At 74.9% G+C, this 20,708-nt stretch carries 18 protein-coding genes and 2 riboswitches; of the genes, 6 read left to right on the forward strand and 12 right to left on the reverse strand.

Translation table 11 applies throughout. The annotated features are described in order from the left end of the window. The 4 genes from HCN52_RS03315 to HCN52_RS03330 form a co-directional block, all read right to left on the reverse strand. On the reverse strand, positions 1-1,703 hold a 1,703-nt coding region (locus tag HCN52_RS03315), incomplete at its 3' end, for a GGDEF domain-containing protein (RefSeq protein ID WP_168086831.1). Positions 1,704-1,964: 261 nt separating this feature from the next. Continuing rightward, a complete protein-coding gene (gene ligA, locus HCN52_RS03320; RefSeq protein WP_376767082.1) occupies positions 1,965-4,226 on the reverse strand; it encodes an NAD-dependent DNA ligase LigA in 2,262 nt (753 codons plus the stop codon). Positions 4,227-4,240: 14 nt separating this feature from the next. Further along, the gene (locus HCN52_RS03325; protein WP_312876511.1) at positions 4,241-5,278 is read right to left on the reverse strand and encodes a methionine synthase; all 1,038 of its coding nucleotides are present in this window, start codon (positions 5,276-5,278) and stop codon (positions 4,241-4,243) included. Between the two features lie 217 nt (positions 5,279-5,495). Then, positions 5,496-6,185, reverse strand: a complete 690-nt coding sequence (locus tag HCN52_RS03330; RefSeq protein WP_168086833.1) for an SDR family oxidoreductase — start codon at positions 6,183-6,185, stop codon at positions 5,496-5,498. 55 nt (positions 6,186-6,240) lie between these two features. Between HCN52_RS03330 and HCN52_RS03335 the strand changes: the two genes are divergently transcribed. Beyond that, positions 6,241-7,050 (forward strand): carbon-nitrogen hydrolase family protein, encoded by an 810-nt coding sequence (locus HCN52_RS03335; RefSeq protein WP_168086834.1) that lies wholly within the window; start codon positions 6,241-6,243, stop codon positions 7,048-7,050. 19 nt (positions 7,051-7,069) lie between these two features. Here HCN52_RS03335 and mnmA read toward each other — a convergent pair whose 3' ends face one another. Beyond that, on the reverse strand, positions 7,070-8,197 hold the full coding sequence (mnmA, locus tag HCN52_RS03340) for a tRNA 2-thiouridine(34) synthase MnmA (RefSeq protein ID WP_168086835.1): 1,128 nt from the start codon (positions 8,195-8,197) through the stop codon (positions 7,070-7,072). A gap of 157 nt (positions 8,198-8,354) precedes the next feature. Continuing rightward, entirely contained in the window at positions 8,355-9,524 is a 1,170-nt protein-coding gene (locus tag HCN52_RS03345; protein WP_168086836.1) for a cysteine desulfurase family protein, read from the reverse strand. A gap of 107 nt (positions 9,525-9,631) precedes the next feature. On the opposite strand from HCN52_RS03345, the gene HCN52_RS03350 reads away from it, so the two are divergent. Beyond that, on the forward strand, positions 9,632-10,453 hold the full coding sequence (locus tag HCN52_RS03350; RefSeq protein WP_168086837.1) for an N-acetylmuramoyl-L-alanine amidase: 822 nt from the start codon (positions 9,632-9,634) through the stop codon (positions 10,451-10,453). A gap of 63 nt (positions 10,454-10,516) precedes the next feature. Here HCN52_RS03350 and HCN52_RS03355 read toward each other — a convergent pair whose 3' ends face one another. The 6 genes from HCN52_RS03355 to HCN52_RS03375 all read right to left on the reverse strand — a co-directional run bounded on the left by HCN52_RS03355 (position 10,517) and on the right by HCN52_RS03375 (position 15,604). Further along, the gene (locus HCN52_RS03355; RefSeq protein ID WP_168086838.1) at positions 10,517-11,872 is read right to left on the reverse strand and encodes a type III PLP-dependent enzyme domain-containing protein; all 1,356 of its coding nucleotides are present in this window, start codon (positions 11,870-11,872) and stop codon (positions 10,517-10,519) included. Positions 11,873-12,219: 347 nt separating this feature from the next. Further along, positions 12,220-12,693: a Dps family protein gene (locus tag HCN52_RS03360; RefSeq protein ID WP_168086839.1), complete on the reverse strand. Its 474-nt coding sequence runs from the start codon at positions 12,691-12,693 to the stop codon at positions 12,220-12,222. 207 nt (positions 12,694-12,900) lie between these two features. After that, positions 12,901-13,275 carry a thioesterase family protein gene (locus HCN52_RS26075; RefSeq protein ID WP_376767083.1) on the reverse strand — a complete coding sequence of 125 codons (375 nt, stop codon included), beginning with the start codon at positions 13,273-13,275 and terminating at the stop codon, positions 12,901-12,903. A gap of 344 nt (positions 13,276-13,619) precedes the next feature. Continuing rightward, positions 13,620-13,790 carry a hypothetical protein gene (locus HCN52_RS26080; protein ID WP_312876513.1) on the reverse strand — a complete coding sequence of 57 codons (171 nt, stop codon included), beginning with the start codon at positions 13,788-13,790 and terminating at the stop codon, positions 13,620-13,622. Between the two features lie 75 nt (positions 13,791-13,865). Beyond that, positions 13,866-14,597: an enhanced serine sensitivity protein SseB C-terminal domain-containing protein gene (locus HCN52_RS03370; protein ID WP_168086840.1), complete on the reverse strand. Its 732-nt coding sequence runs from the start codon at positions 14,595-14,597 to the stop codon at positions 13,866-13,868. A gap of 215 nt (positions 14,598-14,812) precedes the next feature. Further along, a complete protein-coding gene (locus HCN52_RS03375) occupies positions 14,813-15,604 on the reverse strand; it encodes an enhanced serine sensitivity protein SseB C-terminal domain-containing protein (RefSeq protein ID WP_168086841.1) in 792 nt (263 codons plus the stop codon). Positions 15,605-15,789: 185 nt separating this feature from the next. Then, a riboswitch (glycine riboswitch) is annotated at positions 15,790-15,880 on the forward strand. Position 15,881: 1 nt separating this feature from the next. Then, positions 15,882-15,983, forward strand: a riboswitch (glycine riboswitch). Between the two features lie 58 nt (positions 15,984-16,041). Between HCN52_RS03375 and gcvT the strand changes: the two genes are divergently transcribed. The 4 genes from gcvT to HCN52_RS03395 all read left to right on the forward strand — a co-directional run bounded on the left by gcvT (position 16,042) and on the right by HCN52_RS03395 (position 20,656). After that, positions 16,042-17,205 (forward strand): glycine cleavage system aminomethyltransferase GcvT, encoded by a 1,164-nt coding sequence (gene gcvT, locus HCN52_RS03380; RefSeq protein WP_168086842.1) that lies wholly within the window; start codon positions 16,042-16,044, stop codon positions 17,203-17,205. A gap of 98 nt (positions 17,206-17,303) precedes the next feature. Beyond that, entirely contained in the window at positions 17,304-17,681 is a 378-nt protein-coding gene (gcvH, locus tag HCN52_RS03385; RefSeq protein WP_168086843.1) for a glycine cleavage system protein GcvH, read from the forward strand. 167 nt (positions 17,682-17,848) lie between these two features. After that, a complete protein-coding gene (gene glyA, locus HCN52_RS03390) occupies positions 17,849-19,108 on the forward strand; it encodes a serine hydroxymethyltransferase (protein WP_168086844.1) in 1,260 nt (419 codons plus the stop codon). Positions 19,109-19,273: 165 nt separating this feature from the next. Continuing rightward, entirely contained in the window at positions 19,274-20,656 is a 1,383-nt protein-coding gene (locus HCN52_RS03395; protein ID WP_168086845.1) for an L-serine ammonia-lyase, read from the forward strand. Positions 20,657-20,708 lie beyond the last annotated feature (52 nt).

Here is a 20,708-nt window from a genome sequence, read left to right on the forward strand (position 1 = left end):
CCTGGAAGGTACTGGCCGAGCGGCGGTGGCCAAGCGCACCGGGTTGCCGCCGAGACGGCCGACTCGGCCCGGTCCGACGAGCGGTCGCGGGGTGCTGATGGAGGGATCGCCTCCGCCCCGGCGCTGGACGGGGCGGCGGGTGCGGGCCGGGTGGCCGCCGGCGGCACGGTGGGCGGCGGGGGGACGGTCGGCCGGGGCGGCGGATGCGGGCCGGGCGTATCGGGGTGCCGGTCCGTCCGGCCCGGTGGCTCCGCGGTGCTTGCCGGGCCACAGGCCGGCGGTGCGGCCGGGGGCGGAACCGTGGTGCCCCGTCGCCCCGCCGGGGACGTGGGCAGGTCGCGTACGGAACCCTCACCGCGGTGCGCGGCGCGAACGGGCAGGCGAGGGCGCAGCGGTGCCGACGGTTGCTCGGCCGACGGGGCTCCGGGCGCGGCGGTGACGCCCTCGGGCGGCGCGGGCAGCGGCCGACCGGCCTCCCCCGTGAGGGAGCGGGCCGGGGCGGGCGGATGTGGGCACGGCGGGGCACCGGCCGGGGCGCCGCGACCGCCGTCCGTACGGGGCGCGGCATGGTCGGGGTAGACGGCGACCCCGGCGCTGGCCTCGACCACCACGGTCAGGCCGTCCAGTTCGACGGGCGCCTCGATCGCGCGCACCACCTCGCGCGCCGCCCGGTGGGCCGCTCCGACGGAGGGGATCGTGGGCAGCAGCACGGCGAACTCGTCAGCCCCCAGGCGCGCCGTCTCCGCACCGGCGGGTGCCGCCCGCTCCACGCGTTCAGCGATCTCCAGCAGCAGCCGGTCTCCGGTGCCGTGGCCCAGGGTGTCGTTGACGGACCGGAAACGATCGACATCGATCAGGACCAACGCGCATCGACTGTCCGTGCGCTCGACCTCGACCAGCGCGTCCCGGGTGCGCTGCACCAACCAGCGGCGGTTCGGCAGTCCGGTGAGCGGGTCCAGCAGCCGATCCGTGGCGCGCGCCCGCGCGGAGCGGAGCGCCGCGTCCAACGCTCCCAACGCCGGGGCGAACAGGGGCAGCAGCACCGGGGCATGGGTCGCCACGACGACGATGAGCGGCGCGGCCGCGAGCAGCGCGGCGGCGGCCGGCGCGGGCCGTGCCGGGCCGACCGGCCCGACGGTCGGTGGCAGGCAGCGGCTGAGGAGGGCTCCGCGCAGCACCAGGTGCGCGGTCCCGCCGACGAGCAGCGCGGGAACGGCCGCGCTCGCCCACTGCTCGGGCGTCCACGGCCCGGAGCCGGGAGGCAGCAGCCCGGCAAGGGCGACGGCACCGGCGGCCACCGCCACTGCGGTCACCTCGCACGCCGCGCGGAGCACGGCGGAAAGGCGCCGCCCCCGGTGGACCACCGGGGCGAGCACCAGGGGCAGCGCGAGGAGCAGCGCTGCGGAGGGGCCGTGGAGCAGCAGCCCGGCAAGTGAGAGCGGCGCAACCGCACCGGTGACGCGCGCCGTTCCGTGGCCCGGGAGCACGGAAGGGACCGCGAGCGCGGCAGCCAGGGCCAGCAGGCCCCATCCGGCGGCACCGGGCGGCAGCCACGCCCGGCCGGTGACGGAGGCCTCGGCGAGGACCGCGGCGAGCGCGACGGCCGCGCCGACCAGGAGCAGCGTCCGCCGCGCGCGCTCCGCGACGGGGCGCCGGCCGAGACGGGAACGGCCGGCGGTCCTCCGGGCGCGAGCCGTCTCCATGCAGGCCTCCTTCGCGGCGGTCGGCGAAGCGGGCGGGCGGCACCGCTTCGCGGCACCCGCCCACCCGACCGCCGCCGGTGTGCGCTGCCGTTCGCGGCGAACGGCCTCTCCGCTATGGCATCCCCCACCAAGGGGCGGTTTCACACCGACCGTTCGAGTGGCTGCGGCCGGGTTCACCTGCGCCCCGCACACCTGCGTCCTGTCCGGCGACCGCGAGGAGGACGCCCGCCGCACGGGGCGGGCCCGGTGGCCGACGGTGCGTCAGTCCTCTGTGGCGGCCGCCGGGTCAGGCGTCGGTGCGGCGGCCGCCTCGCCTGCGGCAGGTGCGGCGACCGCCTCGCCCGGAGGCTCCTCCGCCGGAGGCCGGTTGGTGGCGACCTCACGGGCCGCGTCGGGTCCGTCGGCCAGCAGGACGGCGAACCCGGCGTCGTCGAGGACGGGCACCTTGAGCTGCACAGCCTTGTCGTACTTGGACCCGGGGTTGTCGCCGACGACCACGAAGGCGGTCTTCTTCGAGACCGAGCCCGACACCTTGGCGCCGAGGTTCTGCAGCGCCTCCTTGGCTCCGTCCCGGGTGTACTCCGCGAGCGTGCCGGTGACGACGACGGTCATGCCCGCCAGCGGACGGGGCCCCTCGTCCTCGGCCGCCTCGTCGGCCATCCGCACGCCCGCGGCGCGCCACCGCACGATGATCTCGCGGTGCCACTCCTCCGCGAACCACGCCGTGAGCGAGGCTGCGATGGTGGGCCCGACGCCCTCGGTGGCGGCCAGTTCCTCCTCGCTCGCCTCCGCGATGCGCTCGATCGATCGGAACTCCCGCGCCAGGGCCTCCGCCGCCACCGGACCGACGTGACGAATGGAGAGCCCCGTCAGGATGCGGGCGAGCGGCCGCTCCTTGGCCGCCTGGATCGCCTCCAGCATGGCGACGGCGTTCTTCTTCGCCTCGCCCTTCTGATTGGCGAAGAAGTGCACGGTCTTGGGCTCGCCCGTCTCCGGGTCGCGCCTGGGCAGGCCCGTGTCGGGGTCGAGTACGTGGGAGCGGATGGGGAGGAGCTGCTCGATGCGCAGGTCGAAGATGCCGCCCTCATCGGTGAGCGGTGGCTCGGCAGGCTCCAGCGGCTGGGTCAGGGCGGTGGCGGCGACATAGCCGAAGTGGTCGATGTCGAGCGCCCGGCGCCCCGCGAGGTAGTACACGCGTTCCCGCAGTTGGGCCGGACAGGAGCGGGCGTTGGGACACCGCTGGTCGATGTCCCCCTCCTTCATGGAACGGAGTTCGGTGCCGCACTCGGGGCAGTGCGTCGGCATCTCGAAGGCGCGCTCGGAGCCGTCCCGCAGGTCGACGACGGGACCGAGGATCTCGGGGATGACGTCGCCGGCCTTGCGCAGCGCCACCGTGTCGCCGATGAGCACGCCCTTGCGGGCGACGACCTCGCGGTTGTGGAGGGTGGCGAACTCCACCTCGGAGCCGGCGACCGTCACCGGGTCGACCACGGCGTACGGGGTGACGCGGCCGGTGCGCCCCACCCCGACGCGGATGTCGAGCAGAGTGGTGTTGACCTCCTCCGGCGGGTACTTCCAGGCGATCGCCCAGCGCGGGGCGCGGGAGGTCGAGCCGAGGCGGCCCTGGAGCGGCAGTTCGTCGACCTTGACGACGACGCCGTCGATCTCGTGCTCGACGGCCTGTCGGTTCTCGCCGTAGTGGGAGACGAACGCGCGGACCTCGTCCAGGGTCGGGACGACGCGCGCCGCGGGGGAGGTGGGCAGCCCCCAGTCGCGCAGCAGCCGGTAGCCCTCGGAGAGGCTGCCGAGGGTCAGGCCCTGGTGGGCGCCGATGCCGTGGACCACCATCCGCAGCGAACGGCCGGCGGTGACCTTGGGGTCCTTCTGCCGGAGGGACCCCGCCGCGGCGTTCCGGGGGTTGGCGAACGGTTTCTCCCCCGCCTCGACCAGGCCGGCGTTGAGCTCCTCGAACCGCTCCATGGGGAAGAAGACCTCGCCGCGCACCTCCAGCAACTCCGGCGGGTCCTCCCCGGCCAGCCGGTGGGGGATGCCCTCGATGGTGCGCGCGTTGGGGGTGATGTCCTCCCCCGTACGACCGTCGCCTCGCGTGGCGGCCCGCGTGAGGAGGCCCCGCTCGTAGGTGAGGTTGACGGCGAGGCCGTCGATCTTCAGCTCGCAGAGGTACTGGTACGGGATGCCGTCCAGTTCCTCGGCGACGCGGGCGGCCCAGGCGTCGAGTTCCTCGTCGTCGAAGGCGTTGTCGAGCGACAGCATCCGCTCGTGGTGCTCGACCGCGGTGAACTCGGTCTGGTAGGTGCCGGCGACCCGCTGGCTCGGCGAGTCCGGGGTGCGCAGCGCCGGGAACTCCTCCTCCAGTTCCTGGAGCTGCCGCATCAACAGATCGAACTCCGCGTCACTGATGACCGGCGTGCGGACGTAGTAGCGGAATCGGTGCTCCTCGATCCGCTCGGCGAGGCGGGCGTGCCGCTCGCGGGCCTCGGCGGGCAGCCCCTGCTCTTCCACCGTCTGGTCTCCCGTCACTCAGGGTTGTCGGCGAGGGATCGGGCCGCGCGTGCACAGTGGGTGAGCGCCGCCCGGGCGTAGGCCGGGGAGGCGCCTGCGAGACCGCACGTCGGAGTGATCACCACGGACTCCGTGAGGAGCGCGGGTGACAGCCCCAACCTGCGCCAGAGCGACCTGACACCACTGACCGTACCGGCAGGGTCGGACAGTCCCGCGGGATCCGCGCCGTCGCCCGGCAGGACTCCGGTGAAGAGGGTGATGCCGTCCTCCACCGCCTCGCCGATCGCGTCGTAGCCACGTTCGGTGATCCGCGAGAGGTCGAAGGAGAAACCCGCGGCACCGGAGCGGCGCAGCAGGGCGAAGGGCACGTCGGGCGCGCAGGAGTGCACCACCGTGGGGCTGTCGCCGGCAGCCTCGACGAGGGAGCGCAGGGTGTCCGCCACGACCACCCGGTCGACGGCCCGGTAGGTGCGGTACCCGCTGGCGGTACGGACCCGCCCGCCGAGGACGGGGGTCAGCGAGGGCTCGTCGAGCTGAAGGACGGGGCGGGCGCCGGGCACGCGGCGCCGGACGTCCGCCAGGAGGTCCCGGACCCCTTCGGCGAGGGAGGCGGCCAGATCACGGCAGGCGCCGGCGTCGCCGAGCATGGCCTCGCCGTTCCGACGCTGCAGGGCCGAGGCCAGGGTCCAGGGGCCGGTGACCGAGACCTTGAGCGCGCCCTCGTAGCCCTGGGTGTACTCCTCCGTGGCGTCGAGGTCCTCGCGGAGCCAGGCAGCGGCGCGGCGGGCGTCCCGCCCGGGGTGGTCGGCGATGCGCCAGCCACTGGGTTCGAGCTGCGCGTGCAGGTCGGTGAGGAGGCCCGCCGTGCGACCGATCATGTCGGCGCCGGGGCCGCGGGCGGGGAGCTCCGGCAGGAAAACCAGGGTCTCCAGCGCGCCGGCGGCGGTGCGGGCGGCTTCTCGGGCGTCGGTCCCGGGGAGGGAGCCGACGCCCGTGGCGGCGGCGGGGCCCCAGGGGCGGGCGGTGCGGGGGTCGGTCACGCTCTCAGTCACCCGCGAAGCGTATGCCCCGTGCGCGGCGTCGTCCCGCGGCACCCGGGCGCTGCGGGACGCCGCACGGTCCCGGGGCACCCGGGACCGTGCGGACCGCACGGGGCGGGACGCCGCACGGGGCGGGGCGACTCCGGCGCCCGGTGGAGGGGTACGGGTCCCGGATGGGGCGCGTCCCGTGTCCGCGCCATGCCCGCACCGTGCACGCCCCGCCAGCGGGTCAGCCCGTCGGGCGCACCGTCAGGTCGGTCAGGTGGGTGCCCCGGGGCAGGTCCAGGGCGGTGAGGACGGTGGTGGCGACCGACTCCGGCGTCATCCATCGGGCCGCGTCGTACTCCTTGCCCTCCTGCTGGTGGACCTTGACCTGCATCGGAGTCGCGGTGCGGCCCGGGTAGACCGTGGTGACGCGCACCCCGTGGGGCTGCTCCTCGCCCCGCAGCGAATCGGCGAGGGCCTTCAGTCCGTGCTTGCTCGCGGCGTACGCGCCCCACTGCGGGTGGGCGTGCAGCCCCGCGCCCGAATTGACGAAGACCACGTGCCCGCGGGAGAGCCGGAGCTGCGGAAGGAGCAGCCGGGTGAGCTCGGCGGGAGCGACCAGGTTGACGGCGAGCTGGTGCTGCCAGGCCGCGGGGGTCAGCTCGCCGATGCCGCCGAGGTCCACCACGCCGGCAACGTGCAGCAGCGAGTCGATGCGGTCGGGAAGCTCCTGGTGGCCGAGCGCCCAGGAGAGGCGGCCCGGCTCCGCCAGCTCGCCCACGAGGGTGTGCGCCCCGGGGAACCGGGCAGCGAGTTCCTTGGCGCGGCCGGCGTCGCGCGCCCACAACCAGAGGTCGTCCCCGCGTTCCGCGAGTCGTTCCGCGAGGGCGGCGCCGATACCGGATCCGGCGCCGGTGATCACATGAGTAGCCATGTCGCCATGATTCCGCACGAGGCGGTGCGTGGTAGAGAGGGGTGAGGGAGGCACGATGCGAATCGCGTTGAGTCAGTTGGTGTCGAGTACGGAGCCGGAGCACAACCTCGGGGCGATCGCCGAGCAGGCGGAGCGGGCAGCCGACGAGGGCGCCGAGGTGGTGGTGTATCCCGAAGCGGCGATGGCCCGGTTCGGCATCCCGCTCGGCCCCGTCGCGGAGCCGCTGGACGGGCCCTGGGCCGACGGCGTGCGGGAGGTCGCGGAGCGCACCGGGCTGCTCCTGGTGGCGGGCATGTTCACCCCCGCCGCCGACGGCCGGGTCAACAACACCGTGCTGATCACGGGCCGCGGCGTGGACACGCACTACGACAAGCTGCATCTCTTCGATGCGTTCGGCTTCGCGGAGTCGGAAACGGTGGCGCCCGGCGACCGCGCCGTGACCGTGGCGCTCGGCGACACCACGATCGGCGTGGCCACCTGCTACGACGTGCGGTTCCCTGAGCTGTTCCGGCAGCTCGCGGAGGACGGCGCCCGCGTGGTGCTGCTGCCCGCCTCGTGGGGGGCCGGCCCGGGCAAGATCGAGCAGTGGGAGGTCCTGGTGCGGGCCCGCGCGCTGGACAGCACCTGCTGGGTTGCGGCCTGCGATCAGGCCGATCCCGCCTCGGTGGGTGTCGTCCCGTCGGAGAAGGCGCCGACCGGCGTCGGGCACAGCATGGTCGTGTCGCCGCTCGGTGAGGTGGTCGGCCGCCTCGGTGCGGAACCCGGGCTGGTGACGGTGGAGGTCGACCCGGAGAAGACGGTGGACGAGGCGCGGCACGCGGTTCCGGTGCTGACCAACCGCCGCACCGACGTGCTGCCCGGCTGACCGCACGGGGCCGGGCCGCTCAGCGGTCGGCGGCGGCCCCGTCGGGCGCGCGGCGGGTCGCCGCGATCGTCGCCGATCCGACGACGCGCGTGCCGTCGTAGAGGACGACTGCCTGCCCGGGGGCGACGCCGCGCACCGGGGCGTCGAAGCTGACGCGCAGCCCCTCCCCCTCGGGCGCGGCGGTCACCGGAGTCTCGTCGCCGTGGGCTCGCAGCTGGGCGGTGTACCGGGCGGGGCCCTGCGGCGGGGTGCCGCACCAGCGCGGCCGGATCGCGGTCAACGAGCGGACGTCGAGGGACTCGGCCGGTCCCACGGTGACGGTGTTGTCCACCGGCGAGATGTCCAGGACGTAGCGCGGCTTGCCGTCCGGCGCGGGGCGGCCGATCCGCAGCCCCTTGCGCTGTCCGACGGTGAAGCCGTGCGCCCCCTGGTGGGTGCCGATCCGCTCGCCGTCCTCGTCGAGGATGTCCCCCTCGGCCTCGCCGAGGCGGGAGGCGAGGAACCCCTGGGTGTCACCGTCGGCGATGAAGCAGATGTCGTGGCTGTCGGGCTTCTTGGCCACGGCCAGGCCCCGGCGCTCGGCCTCGGCGCGGATCTCGGCCTTGGTGGTGAGCGTGTCCCCGAGGGGGAAGAGCGCGTGCGCGAGCTGACGGGCGTCCAGCACCCCGAGGACGTAGGACTGGTCCTTCGCCTCGTCCGAGGCACGGTGCATCTCGCGCTCCCCGTCCGCCCGGGTCACGATCCGCGCGTAGTGACCGGTGCAGACGGCATCGAAGCCGAGGGCGAGGGCCCGGTCGAGCAGCGCCGCGAACTTGATGCGCTCGTTGCAGCGGAGGCAGGGGTTCGGGGTGCGGCCGGCCCGGTACTCGTCGACGAAGTCGTCGACGACGTCCTCACGGAACCGCTCGGCGAGGTCCCACACGTAGAACGGGATCCCGATGACGTCGGCGGCTCGGCGGGCATCCCGGGAGTCCTCCAGGGTGCAGCACCCGCGGGCGCCGGTCCGGAACGACTGGGGGTTGGCGGAGAGCGCCAGGTGGACACCGGTGACGTCGTGGCCGGCCTCGGCGGCGCGGGCGGCGGCCACGGCGGAGTCCACCCCGCCGGACATCGCGGCGAGGACACGCAAACGGGGAGTGGCAGTCATAACGCGTTCCAGGGTACGGGCCCCGCGCCGCCAGCCCCGCGCCGGTGCGGGCCGGGGGCCCGGGGGTGGCCCGGTCGGCTCGGGAAACGGCCGGTCGGCGTCGGCCCCGCGACCGGGACGGCCGCCCCGCACGGGGTCGATGGGGCGCCCAGGGGCTTCAGCTGAGGCCGGCGCCCCGTGCCCGTTGCACGGCGGGGCCGATCGCCGCGCCGAGCGCCGCGACCTCTTCCGCCGTGGAGGTGTGCCCCAGCGAGAACCGGAGGGTGCCCCGGGCGAGGTCGCTGTCGGCGCCCACCGCCAGCAGCACATGGCTGGGCTGGGCGATGCCCGCGGTGCAGGCGGACCCGGTGGAGCAGGCGATGCCCTGGGCGTCCAGCAGCAGCAGGAGCGAGTCGCCCTCGCAGCCGGGGAAGGCGAAGTGTGCGTTGCCCGGAAGCCGGCCGGCGGGGTCGGGGTCCCCGTTGAGCACTGCGTCCGGGACGGCGGACCGCACCGCCGCCACGAGGTCGTCGCGGAGCGCCCCGACCTCCCGCGCGAACTCCTCGCGGCGGGCGGTGGCGGACTCTGCGGCGACGGCGAAGGCCGCGACGGCGGGCACGTCGAGGGTGCCGGAACGCACGTCGCGCTCCTGCCCGCCCCCGTGGAGCACGGGGGTGGGGCTCCACTCCCGGCCGAGCAGCAGCGCCCCGACGCCGTAGGGGCCGCCGATCTTGTGCCCGGAGACCGCCATCGAGGCGAGGCCGGACGCGCCGAAGTCGACCTCGACCTGGCCGACGGCCTGCACCGCGTCGGAGTGCACCGGGATGCCGTGTTCGGCGGCCGCGGCGGTGAGTTCCGTGATCTGCTGGAGTGTCCCGATCTCGTTGTTGGCCCACATCACGGTGACCAGGGCGACGTCCTCGGGGTCGCGCGCGATCGCCTCGCGCAGCGTCTCCACCCGCACCCGGCCGTGGTGGTCGACCGGGAGCCACTCGACGCGGGCCCCCTCGTGGTCGCCGAGCCACTGCACGACGTCCAGCACGGCGTGGTGCTCGACCGGGCTGGCCAGCACACGGATCCGGCGCGGGTCGGCCGCGCGACGGGCCCAGTAGAGTCCCTTGACGGCGAGGTTGTCGGCCTCGGTGCCGCCGGAGGTGAGGACGACCTCGCTGGGACGGGCCCCCACGGCAGCGGCGAACTGCTCGCGGCCCTCCTCGACGGTGCGGCGGGCCCGACGCCCCGCGGCGTGGAGGGCGGAGGCGTTGCCGGTCAGGGGCAGTTGGGCGGCCATGGCCGCGATGGCCTCGGGCAGCATCGGCGTGGTCGCGGCGTGGTCGAAGTACGGCATGGTGTCGCCGATTCTACGAGCCGCGCGTCGCGGGGTGCAGGGCGCCCGAGCGGCAGGGAACCGTCGGGGCCTCGGCGGCGTTGTCGGGGCGGATGACCGGAGGAGCAATGGACAGGGAACCGGAGCGTGACGCCGCCGCGCGCCCCCGTGGGGGTGGGCGGGACGAGCGGGGCCCCGGCGACGGCGCGTCGCCCGCGGCCGAGTCCGGCGCGGGCGGAGCGGTCGACGGTGGGGGGCCGGACGGCCGTCGGGCGCGGCGGGAGGCGGAGCGCGGGGAGCGGCGGAGCGCGGGGGTCAGCCGTCGGGCCCTGCTCACCGGCGCGGTGCTCCTCGGCGGGGCCGGGGCGTTCGGGTACAGCAGGCGCGAGGAGCTGGACCGCTGGTGGTGGCGGTACTCCGGTGCCGCGGCGCCCCGGGTGGAGGGCGAGGTCGACCACGGTGGAGCGGAGTGGATACCGGCGTCCGGCGCCAACCTGCGCCGGGCCAGCCGCCCGCGTGACTTCGGGATCGACCGCGTGGTGGTCCACATGCCCGAGGCGACCTACGACGTGACGCTGCGGGTCTTCCAGGACCCCTCGCACCGGGCCTCCACGCACTACGTGGTGCGCTCGGAGGACGGGCACGTCGCACAGATGGTCCGCGAACTGGACGTGGCCTACCACGCGGGCAACCGCGCGTTCAACGAACGCTCGGTGGGCATCGAGCACGAGGGGTGGGCGGACCAGCCGGAGTACCTGACCGAGGCGATGTACCGGTCCTCCGCGACGCTGGTCGCCGGAATCTGCGCCCGTCACGGCATCCCGGTCGACCGGGACCACATCGTGGGGCACCGGGAGGTGCCGGAGGTGGTCCGGGTCTGTCCCGGCTCGGCGTGGGACTGGGACCGGTACATCGAGCTGGTCCGTTCCGAGCGCGACGCGTTGGGATGACGCGCCACCTGGGGCCGCAGGCCTGGGGCGCCCGGCGTCACCGCCGGGCGCAGGGTCCGTTCGTCAGCCTCCGGACTCCGCCACCAGCTCCTCGATCGTCTGTGCGCGCCGGAGGGTGCTGAACTGCGGTTGGCCGGCCGGGTCGACGGTGAAGCCGAGGACCGCCGGTCGCGGCAGGCTGTTGTAGCCGAACGGGGTGGAGGCGTAGTAGGCGCCGGTGTCGAGCAGGGCGGCGTGGTCCCCCGGGCGCAGTTCCGGCAGTTCCCGGTCGTGCGCCACGAGGTCCCCGGCGAAGCAGCACGGACCGGCGACGTCCTGCCGCAGCGGCGCGGTGGTCGCGGGGCGGCCCTCACCGTCGTAGGCGGCGACACGCAGCGGCCACGCCTCCGGAGCGAACACGGTGCGGGTGGCGACCTGGGCCCCGGCGTGGGTGACGGCGATGCGGCGGCCGCCGGCGTCCTTGGTGTACTCCACGCGGGCCAGGATCACCCCGGCCTTGGCGAGCACGGAGCGGCCGAACTCGGTGACGATGCGGTACCGGCCGCCGAACGCCACCGGCGCCCGCTCCCGCAGCAGGCGCGCGAAGTCCGCATAGGACGGCGCGATGTCGTCGGAGGTGAAGTTCACGGGGAGGCCGCCACCGATGTCGAGCGTGTCGACCTGGGGGCTCCGGCCGGCCGCGACCGCGGCGGCGTTGATCTCCTCGGCGAGGTCGACGATGGCGGCGGCCCCCGCGGCCATCCGCTCCGGAGCCATGCCCTGGGAGCCGACGTGGCAGTGGAGCGCGGTCAGCCACGGGCGGTCGGCGTAGGCGCGGAGCACCCGGTCGCGCGCGCCGGGGTCCCGTAGCGCGAAGCCGAACTTGGACGTGGCGGTGGCGGTGCTCATCGCGTCGATGCTGCCCGCGCCGAGCTGCGGGTTGACCCGCAGGCCGACGGGGCCGCGGGGCGGACGGTCGGCGACGAGCGCGTCGAGTCGGGCGAGTTCCTGGGGGTTGTCGGCGTTGAGAGCGACGCCCAGCGCGAGGGCTTCCCGCAGCTCGGTCGGCGTCTTCGCCGGCGAGTCGAGGACGATGCGGTCGGGGGGCACGCCCGCCGCGCGCGCCAGGGCGAGTTCGCCGGGGCTGGCGACCTCCGCTCCCATGCCGAGCTCGTGCAGCAGTCGCAGTACCGGGACCAGGGAGCCGGCCTTGACCGCGAAGGTGTGGAGCGCGGGCCGCGCGGGGTCGCCCGCGTCGGCGAAGGCTTCGTGGAGGGCTCGGACCGTCTCGCGGACGGTCCGCAGGTCGAGCAGGGCGACCAGGGGGCGGGTGTCGTCGAGGAGGCCGCGCCCGACTGCGGCGGCGACGGCGAGGTCTCGTCGGGCACGGAGTCGCGCGGCGGCTCCGTCGGCGGCTGCGGTCTCGGTCGTGTCTGCCATCCCCCGAGCCAAGCATGCCGGGGGCCGTTCGCGGGAGAGGGGGCGCGTCGCGGACGTCAGCGCTGTACGCCGTGGCGCGGGTCGGGTGGCGGGCTCGGTTCGGCCCCGAGCGGGACCGCGTGGGGCGGCGGACCCCACCCGCACGGGGCGGGCGGTGGGGCCACCGGCCCACGACGCGGAGGCGCCCGGCGCCTCGGTCGGCGTCGGGCGGTGGGGTGGGCGCCCCTCGGACGGCGGGCGCTCCGCCTGCGTGACAGCCGCCGCCTCACCGGAGCCGCCCGCCCCATGCGGCGGGGCCGGTCGGCGCCGTTCGCGAGGCCCGACCGGGCCCGCGGGGCCGTGCGAGCTCAGCCGACGTTCTCGGCCTGGAACATCCAGTGGTGCTTCTCGAGGTCGCCGGTCACCTGGATGAAGATGTCCTCCGTGACGCTGTCCACCTCACCGGTGGCCGCCATGCGCTCACGCATCCGGGCCACGACGCTGGAGAGCGCCGCGACCAGGGTGGCGACGGCGTCGGTGTCGCGCTGCCACCCTTCCGCGGTGGTGGCGATCCCGGTGTGGCTCGCCACGGTGCCGACACGGCCGTCCGGGGAGATCCCGAGGGCGGAGGCCCGCTCGGCGACGACGTCCGAGTAGGCACGCGCACTGTCCACCACCTCGTCCAGCTGCAGGTGGATGGAGCGGAATCGCGGCCCCACGACGTTCCAGTGCGTCTGCTTGGCCACGAGGGAGAGATCCACCAGGTCGACCAGGGCGCCTTGCAGGGCCTCCCCCACGACCTTCAGGGTTGCGTCGGGCAGTGTGCTCTTCACCGTGTACATAAGGCGTCCACTTTCTGCCGGTTCGGGGCTTTTCGGTCACGATACTCCCGGCGGCGGGGCCACGCCCTGCCGACGGAGAGCCGCTACCGGGGCGGCGGTGGGGGACGACGCTGCGCCCCGCGCCGCGCGGCTGCCGGTCGTTGTGCTCCGCCCGGCCGCCGCGAGCCGCGAGGCCCGGGCAGAAGAGGTCGGGCAGAAGGGGCCTGGTCAGCCGGCGGCAGCGCGGGGCATCCGTGCCGGCCGCCGCGCCTGGGCGACGAGGCGCCCGGCGGAGTCCCAGACCTCCGCGGCCTCCTCCAGGAAGCCACCCGCGGGATTCCGGGTGACCGCCACGACGCACAGCGGCCCCGCGGCGGGGCGCGCCCGGACGTGCGTGGCCAACTCCACGGTCCGCGTCCAGCCCGTCACCCCGAGGCCGAAGGCCGCCGGCGGCATGGCGTCACCGACCGGCAGCAGCGCCGGCGGGTCGGGATCGCGACCATCCGCGAAGACGAACCAGCCCGCCGTCCGGCCGCGTGCCGAGGGCCGGCCCGTCGCCCGGCCGACCGACTCGGGGTCGAGCCGCGAGGCCAGGCGCGCCACGATCGCGTGTTGCCGAGAGCTGTCGCGCCAGCCGCCGGGTCCAGCGCGAGGCACCGCTCGCAGGAGGGCGACGGCCGGTGGGGGCGCAGTGGTCACGATGTGGTCGGTGAGAGCGTCGAGGTGGCCGTAGGTGGCCGCCTGCGGAGCCGCTCGACGACGACGCCGTCGGCGCCCCGCTGGTGGAGGGAGACCACGCCCGTGGAGAGTGTCCGCCCCGTGCGCAGCACCGTGGCGCGCGGGGCCGCCGACCCGGGAGCGGGGGGCGGAGAGGTGGTGGGAGGCGGTCGCCGTGAAGGGGTGGGGACGGGGCAGGGTCAGCGCCGGCGCGCGCCCCAGGATCGCCTTCAGGTAGCCGCCGTTGACGGCTCCGAGGACGGACCGTCGGCGGAGATCGTGGCGTCGAATCCACCGTCGCCACGCGGCACCAGCGCGGCGTCGCGGTCGAACTCGTGCTCGGGGGCGGGGGCGGCTCCGGGCTCGCCGGTCGCCGGTGCCCGGAAGGCGCTGTGGACCATGCGCGGGAAGCTATCGCGCGATGCCACCGACCGGCAGCAGCTCGCCGCCTCCGCCGCCCGACCTCCCGCGGTACCTCACGGGGCGGCCGCACGGGGCGCGTCGCGGTCGTAGAACGGCGCAGAGGCGGAACGGAGCCAGAGCGCGACCGGGTCGTAGGGGTCGGCCATGTCCACCCCCGCGACGGTGACGCCGGGGGGAAGCAGCGGCACCGCGCGGCCCACCAGCGGCAGGATCGAGGCGCCTGCCGAGGTGACGGAGACGTCCGACTCGATCCCCACCGCCAGATGGGCCTCCCCGACGGCGGGGTGCACCCAGGCGCGCCACAGGCGGCGCAGTCCGGGGACGTGTGCGGCGTCGGCGGCCAACCGCCGGCAGAAGTCGGCGAGGGGGACGGCGGGCTCCGTCAGCCGGAGCGGGCCGGCCGGGAGCCGGTCGATGCCCTCCGCGATCCGCCGCAGGTCGAGCCAGGGAATGCCCATCCCGCCGTCGGGTTCGTGGGCGTCGAGCCACAGTCCGCACCGGTCGCGGTAGAGGGCGGCCGCCACGGACCGGCAGGGCAGGACGAGATGGGCGCGCCCCCACTGCGCGGCGGTCAGCCGCTCGTGGGAGGTGAACCCCGGGGCGTAGGCGTGGCCGTCGACCTCCATCAGGCCGAAGCGCGCGTCCTCGTCGTCCGGGGAACCCTCCCACAGCGGCATGAGGACCTCCTGGCGGGTCAGTGCCGCGAGCAGTTCCTCGTACGCCCCGAGGCGGTCGGGTCCCGTCACCCGGGTCCGCAGTTCGGCAGCGGTGGGGCCCGCGCTCATCCTCGGCACGCCTCCTTGTCGTCCGTCCGTGTGCCCGGCGCGCGCGGGACGCACTCGCCGGGCCCATCCAAGCAGGGGGACGGTGGGTGCCGACACCCCGCCGCGCCGCAGCGCCGGGAGGCGTGCGAGGGCGGCACGGGGGCGCCCGGTGCCCGGCGTCGCGGCGCCGCACGGGGCGGTCCGCGGTCTACGGTCTGCGGTCTGCGGTCTGCGGTCTAAAGTCCCGCCCCGCCGTCGGCCGCGTACTGGTCCTCGCGACGGTGGAACGGGCTGATGCAGGTGCGCAGCCAGTCGATCAGCGGGTCCTCCGCCGCGTCCATCAGCAGCAACTGCACCGGCCATGGCACGGGGTGCAGCGCCAGCGCCCGGCCGAGCGCCTGCTGGAGCTCCGCGTGGGTGTGGTGCTCGATGGCGTCCACCTCGATCCCCACGCACAGCGACGGAGCGCCGCCCTCCGCGCTGGTCAGACCGCGGCGTGCTGTCCGCACGTAGCCCAGCACGGCCAGTTCGCCGGCGACGGAGCCGAGGAAGTCCACCGGCTCCTGCTGCCAGTCGGGCTCGAAGAGCCGCATGCGGGCGCCGCGGGGCCGCCCCGTGCCGAGCCCGTCGAGTTCCACGCGGCAGATCTCCGCTACGGCGGGCGCCGGCACGGGGGCGCCGATGGTGCCGCCCGGGTTGACGACGACGCCCACCTGCGGCGGCAGGCCGCGGGCGAACTCCTGGCCCGGGGCGACGGCGAACGAGAGGTGCGAACCGGCAGCGGTGTGGAACTCGGTGACGGAGCTGAAGACCGGCACGTACACGCCGCCTTCGATCTCCAGGGTGGGCAGGTCCAGGTTGCGGCTCTGCGGGCCGCCGCCCTCAGGCAGCGGCACCCACAGCGAGCTGCGTGCCAGCACCTCGATCAGCCGCGGCCCGGCCTCGGGGTCGCCCACCGCCGCCTGCAGCGCCTCCTCCAGCTCGTTGGCCGGCCATGTTCCGCCCGGTGCGGGCCCAGTTCCGCTCATGGACGCTGACCCTAATGCAGTGCACGGGGCGGTCGGCCACGGACCGGGCGCCGCAGCGCACGGGCCCGCAGCCGCGCACGGCGCGGGGCCCGCGCCGTGCGGGCCCCGTCCGGAGCTGCGGCGGGTCAACGGGGCCGACCGGACGCCGCGTGCGATGATGGGCCGACAATCACACACTGGCCGTTCGACCGCGCGCGGGAGAGCCCCCGGTACACGGGGCGCCGAAGGAGCAAGTCCTCCCTTGAATCTCTCAGGCCCACCTACCGCGCGTGGAAGGCAGATCTGAAAAGCGGGCCGTGCCGCACGGCCCCACCGACGGTGCAAGCCGCCCTCGAACGGGCAGGCGAACCTCTCAGGTGCCGATGACAGATGGGGAGGGCGCGCCCGCACGGGTGCGTCCCGCGCACCGTCACCGTCCACACCCCGGGAGCCAGCAGATGACCGTCCCTCCGTCCGCTCCGGACACCTCCGACACGCCCGCCGCTCCGCGCACCACCGCGCTCGACGCCACCCACCGGGCGCTCGGTGCCGCCATGACCGACTTCGCGGGCTGGGAGATGCCGCTGCGGTACGGGAGCGAGCGCGAGGAGCACCGCGCGGTGCGGGAAGCGGCCGGCCTCTTCGACCTGTCGCACATGGGCGAGATCACCGTCACCGGCCCGGCGGCGGGTGAGCTGCTGGACTTCGCCCTGGTCGGCCACCTCTCCGCGGTGCGGACGGGGCGGGCGCGCTACACCATGATCTGCGACGCCGACGGCGGGATCATGGACGACCTGATCGTCTACCGGCTCGCCGAGCAGGAGTACGTCGTCGTCGCCAACGCGTCCAACGCCCAGGCGGTGCTGGACGCGCTGCGGGAGCGGCAGGCCGGGTTCGACGCGGAGGTGCGGGACGACCGCGACGCCTACGCGCTGCTGGCCGTGCAGGGCCCGGCGGCGGCGGGCATTCTCGCCCGAGTGACCGACGCCGACCTGGACGGCCTGAAGTACTACGCCGGGCTGCCGGGCACCGTCGCCGGTGTCGAGGCGCTGATCGCCCGCACCGGGTACACCGGGGAGGACGGCTTCGAGCTCTTCGTCGCGCCCGGCGACGCCGCGGCGCTGTGGACGGCGCTGACCGCTGCCGGCGCCGCCGACGGCCTGGTGCCGTGCGGGCTCTCCTGCCGCGACACGCTGCGGCTGGAGGCCGGTATGCCGTTGTACGGCCACGAGCTGACCCGGGACACCACGCCCTTCGACGCCGGCCTGGGGCGGGTCGTGAAGTTCGAGAAGCCCGGTGACTTCGTGGGCCGCACCGCTCTGGAGGCGGCCGCGCGTCGCGCGGAGGAGTCCGCGCCCCGGGTGCTGGTCGGTCTGGTGGCCGAGGGGCGGCGGGTGCCGCGTGCGGGGTACCGGGTCGTGTCCGCCGACGGCGCCACGATCGGCACCGTCACCTCCGGCGCCCCCTCCCCCACGCTGGGCCGCCCCATCGCCATGGCGTTCGTGGACGGCGCGTTCGCCGCTCCGGCCACCGCCGAGGAGTCCGGGGTCGGGGTCGACATCCGCGGCGCTCGGGAGAGCCACCAGGTCGTTGCCCTACCGTTCTACAAGCGGGCGCGCTGATCCGTCCGCGTCGCGCCGACCCGCCTGCGGGCACGGGCCGCGTCCACCTGCCAAGACCGCACGACCTCGCACCACCTCAACCCGGGAGAATCCACGCCATGAGCAACCCCCAGCAGCTGCGCTACAGCAAGGAGCACGAGTGGCTGTCGCCGGCCACCGACGGTGTCGCGACGGTCGGCATCACCGCGCATGCCGCGGACGCGCTGGGCGACGTGGTGTACGTCGAGCTGCCCGCCGTCGGTGCCGCGGTGACCGCCGGTGAGACCTGCGGCGAGCTGGAGTCGACCAAGTCCGTCAGCGACCTCTACTCCCCCGTCACGGGTGAGATCACCGAGGTCAACCAGGACGTCGTGGACGACCCCGCGCTGGTGAACTCCGCCCCGTTCGAGGGTGGCTGGCTGTTCAAGGTGCGGCTGGACTCCGAGCCGGCGGACCTGCTGTCGGCCGACGAGTACACCGCGTTCACCGCGGGCTGACCTCGGAGGCGCCGGGGCACGGACCGCTCACCGTCCATGCCCCGGCGCTCCTGCGGTCCCGCCGCTCGCACCGCGTTCCCGCACCACTCCGCCCCGTCCGGCCGTGCCGCCCGCGCCCCGCGGACAGCAGGCCGCAGCCATCGGCTCAGGAAGGCCAGGAAGGCCCCATGTCTCTTCTCAACAGTTCGCTCCACGAGGTCGACCCGGACGTCGCCGCAGCGGTCGACGCCGAGTTGCGCCGCCAGCAGTCCACGCTGGAGATGATCGCCTCCGAGAACTTCGCGCCGGTGGCGGCGCTGGAGGCGCAGGGTTCCGTGCTGACGAACAAGTACGCGGAGGGCTACCCGGGCCGCCGCTACTACGGCGGCTGCGAGCACGTCGACGTCATCGAGACCATCGCTCGGGACCGAGTGAAGGAACTGTTCGGCGCCGAGGCGGCGAACGTGCAGCCCCACTCGGGCGCGTCCGCCAACGCGGCCGCGATGTTCGCCCTGATCAAGCCGGGTGACACCATTCTGGGCCTGGACCTGGCGCACGGCGGTCACCTGACCCACGGCATGAAGATCAACTTCTCCGGCAAGCTCTACAACGTGGTTCCCTACCACGTCGACGAGAAGACCGGCCTGGTCGACATGGACGAGGTCGCCCGCCTCGCGCGCGAGCACCGCCCGCAGCTGGTCATCGCGGGCTGGTCGGCCTACCCCCGGCAGCTGGACTTCGCGGCGTTCCGGCAGATCGCCGACGAGGTCGGCGCACTGCTCATGGTGGACATGGCCCACTTCGCCGGGCTCGTCGCCGCGGGGCTGCACCCCAACCCGGTGCCCCACGCGGATGTGGTCACCACCACGACCCACAAGACCCTCGGCGGTCCGCGCGGCGGGGTCATCCTCTCCAAGCAGGAGCTGGCCAAGAAGATCAACTCCGCGGTCTTCCCCGGCCAGCAGGGCGGACCGCTGGAGCACGTCATCGCCGCCAAGGCCGTCTCGTTCAAGATCGCCGCGAGCGACGAGTTCCGCGACCGCCAGCAGCGCACGCTCGACGGTGCGCGGGTTCTCGCCGAGCGGCTGCTGCGCAGCGACGTGACCGAGCACGGCGTCTCGGTGCTCTCCGGCGGCACCGATGTCCACCTGGTCCTGGTCGACCTGCGCGACAGCGACCTGGACGGCCAGCAGGCGGAGGACCGCCTCCACGAGGTCGGCATCACCGTCAACCGGAACGCGGTCCCCAACGACCCGCGGCCGCCGATGGTGACCTCCGGCCTGCGTATCGGCACGCCGGCCCTCGCCACGCGCGGTTTCCAGGCGGACGACTTCCGCGAGGTCGCCGACATCATCGCCGAGGCGCTGAAGCCGTCGCCCGACACCGCGGCGCTCGCCGCCCGCGTCACGGCGCTTGCCGAGAAGTACCCGCTGTACCCGGGGCTGTGACCCCGTGACCCCACGGCCGCCGCGCCTCGGTGCGGCGGCCGCACGGGGCGGCCGGAGCGCCGCCCCGTGGCGCGGGCACGGGGCGCGACCCGCCCCTCGCCCGCCCCGTGCGACGTCCGCTCCACCCGGGCGGCACATCACGAGCAGACAAGGAAGTCCGCCACCGTGGCCCTCTCCGCTTTCGATCTCTTCTCCATCGGCATCGGCCCCTCCAGCTCGCACACCGTCGGCCCCATGCGGGCGGCGCGCATGTTCGCCCACCGGCTGAAGAAGGAGGGCGCGCTCGCCTCGACGGCGTCCCTGCGGGCGGAGCTGTTCGGCTCGCTCGGCGCTACCGGCCACGGCCACGGCACCCCCAAGGCCGTGCTGCTGGGCCTGGAAGGGCACGCCCCCGACACGGTGGACGTGGACACCGCCGACGCCGAGGTGGACCGGATCCGGGAACAGCGGCGGCTGCGGCTGCTGGGGACGGCCATAGGCGACAGCCACACCGTGGCGTTCGACCCCGCGACGGACCTGGTGCTGCACCGGCGCCGGTCGCTGCCGTACCACGCCAACGGGATGACGCTCTGCGCCTACGACCGCGAGCGCCGGCCGCTGCTGGAGAAGACCTACTACTCGGTGGGCGGCGGTTTCGTCGTCGACGAGGACGCCGTCGGCGAGGACCGCATCAAGCTCGACGACACCCAGCTGCGCCACCCCTTCCGCACCGGCGACGAGCTGCTGCGGCTGACCCGCGAGACGGGGCTGTCGGTGTCGGCGCTGATGCTGGAGAACGAACTGGCCTGGCGCAGCGAGGCGGAGATCCGGGCGGGGCTGCTGGAGATCTGGGGCGTCATGGAGGCGTGCGTGGCGCGCGGTCTGACGCGGGAGGGCATCCTTCCCGGCGGGCTGAAGGTGCGGCGACGCGCGGCGCAGACGGCACGGCAGTTGCGCGCCGAGGGCCAGCGCGCGGAGCACACCATGGAGTGGGTGACGCTCTACGCGATGGCGGTCAACGAGGAGAACGCGGCCGGCGGCCGCGTGGTGACCGCGCCCACCAACGGGGCGGCCGGCATCATCCCGGCGGTGCTGCACTACTACACCCGGTTCGTGCCCGGCGCGGACGACGACGGCGTGGTGCGGTTCCTGCTGGCGGCGAGCGCCATCGGCATGCTGTTCAAGGAGAACGCGTCGATCTCGGGTGCGGAGGTCGGCTGCCAGGGCGAGGTCGGGTCGGCCTGCTCGATGGCCGCGGGCGGGCTGGCGGAGGTGCTGGGCGCGACGGCCGAGCAGATGGAGAACGCCGCGGAGATCGGCATCGAGCACAACCTGGGACTGACCTGCGACCCGGTGGGCGGCCTGGTGCAGATCCCCTGCATCGAGCGCAACGGCATGGCCGCCGTCAAGGCCGTCACCGCGGCGCGCATGTCGCTGCGCGGCGACGGACGCCACCACGTCTCGCTGGACAAGGCGATCAAGACGATGAAGGAGACGGGGGCGGACATGAAGGTGAAGTACAAGGAGACGGCCCGGGGCGGGCTCGCGGTCAACGTCATCGAGTGCTGACAGCTCGGCCGACGGCGCGCGGTCCGCGGTGCGGCCGTACTGTCGTGACGCC

The organism is Streptomyces bohaiensis, assembly GCF_012033785.1.
Taxonomy (GTDB): Bacteria; Actinomycetota; Actinomycetes; order Streptomycetales; family Streptomycetaceae; genus Streptomyces; species Streptomyces bohaiensis.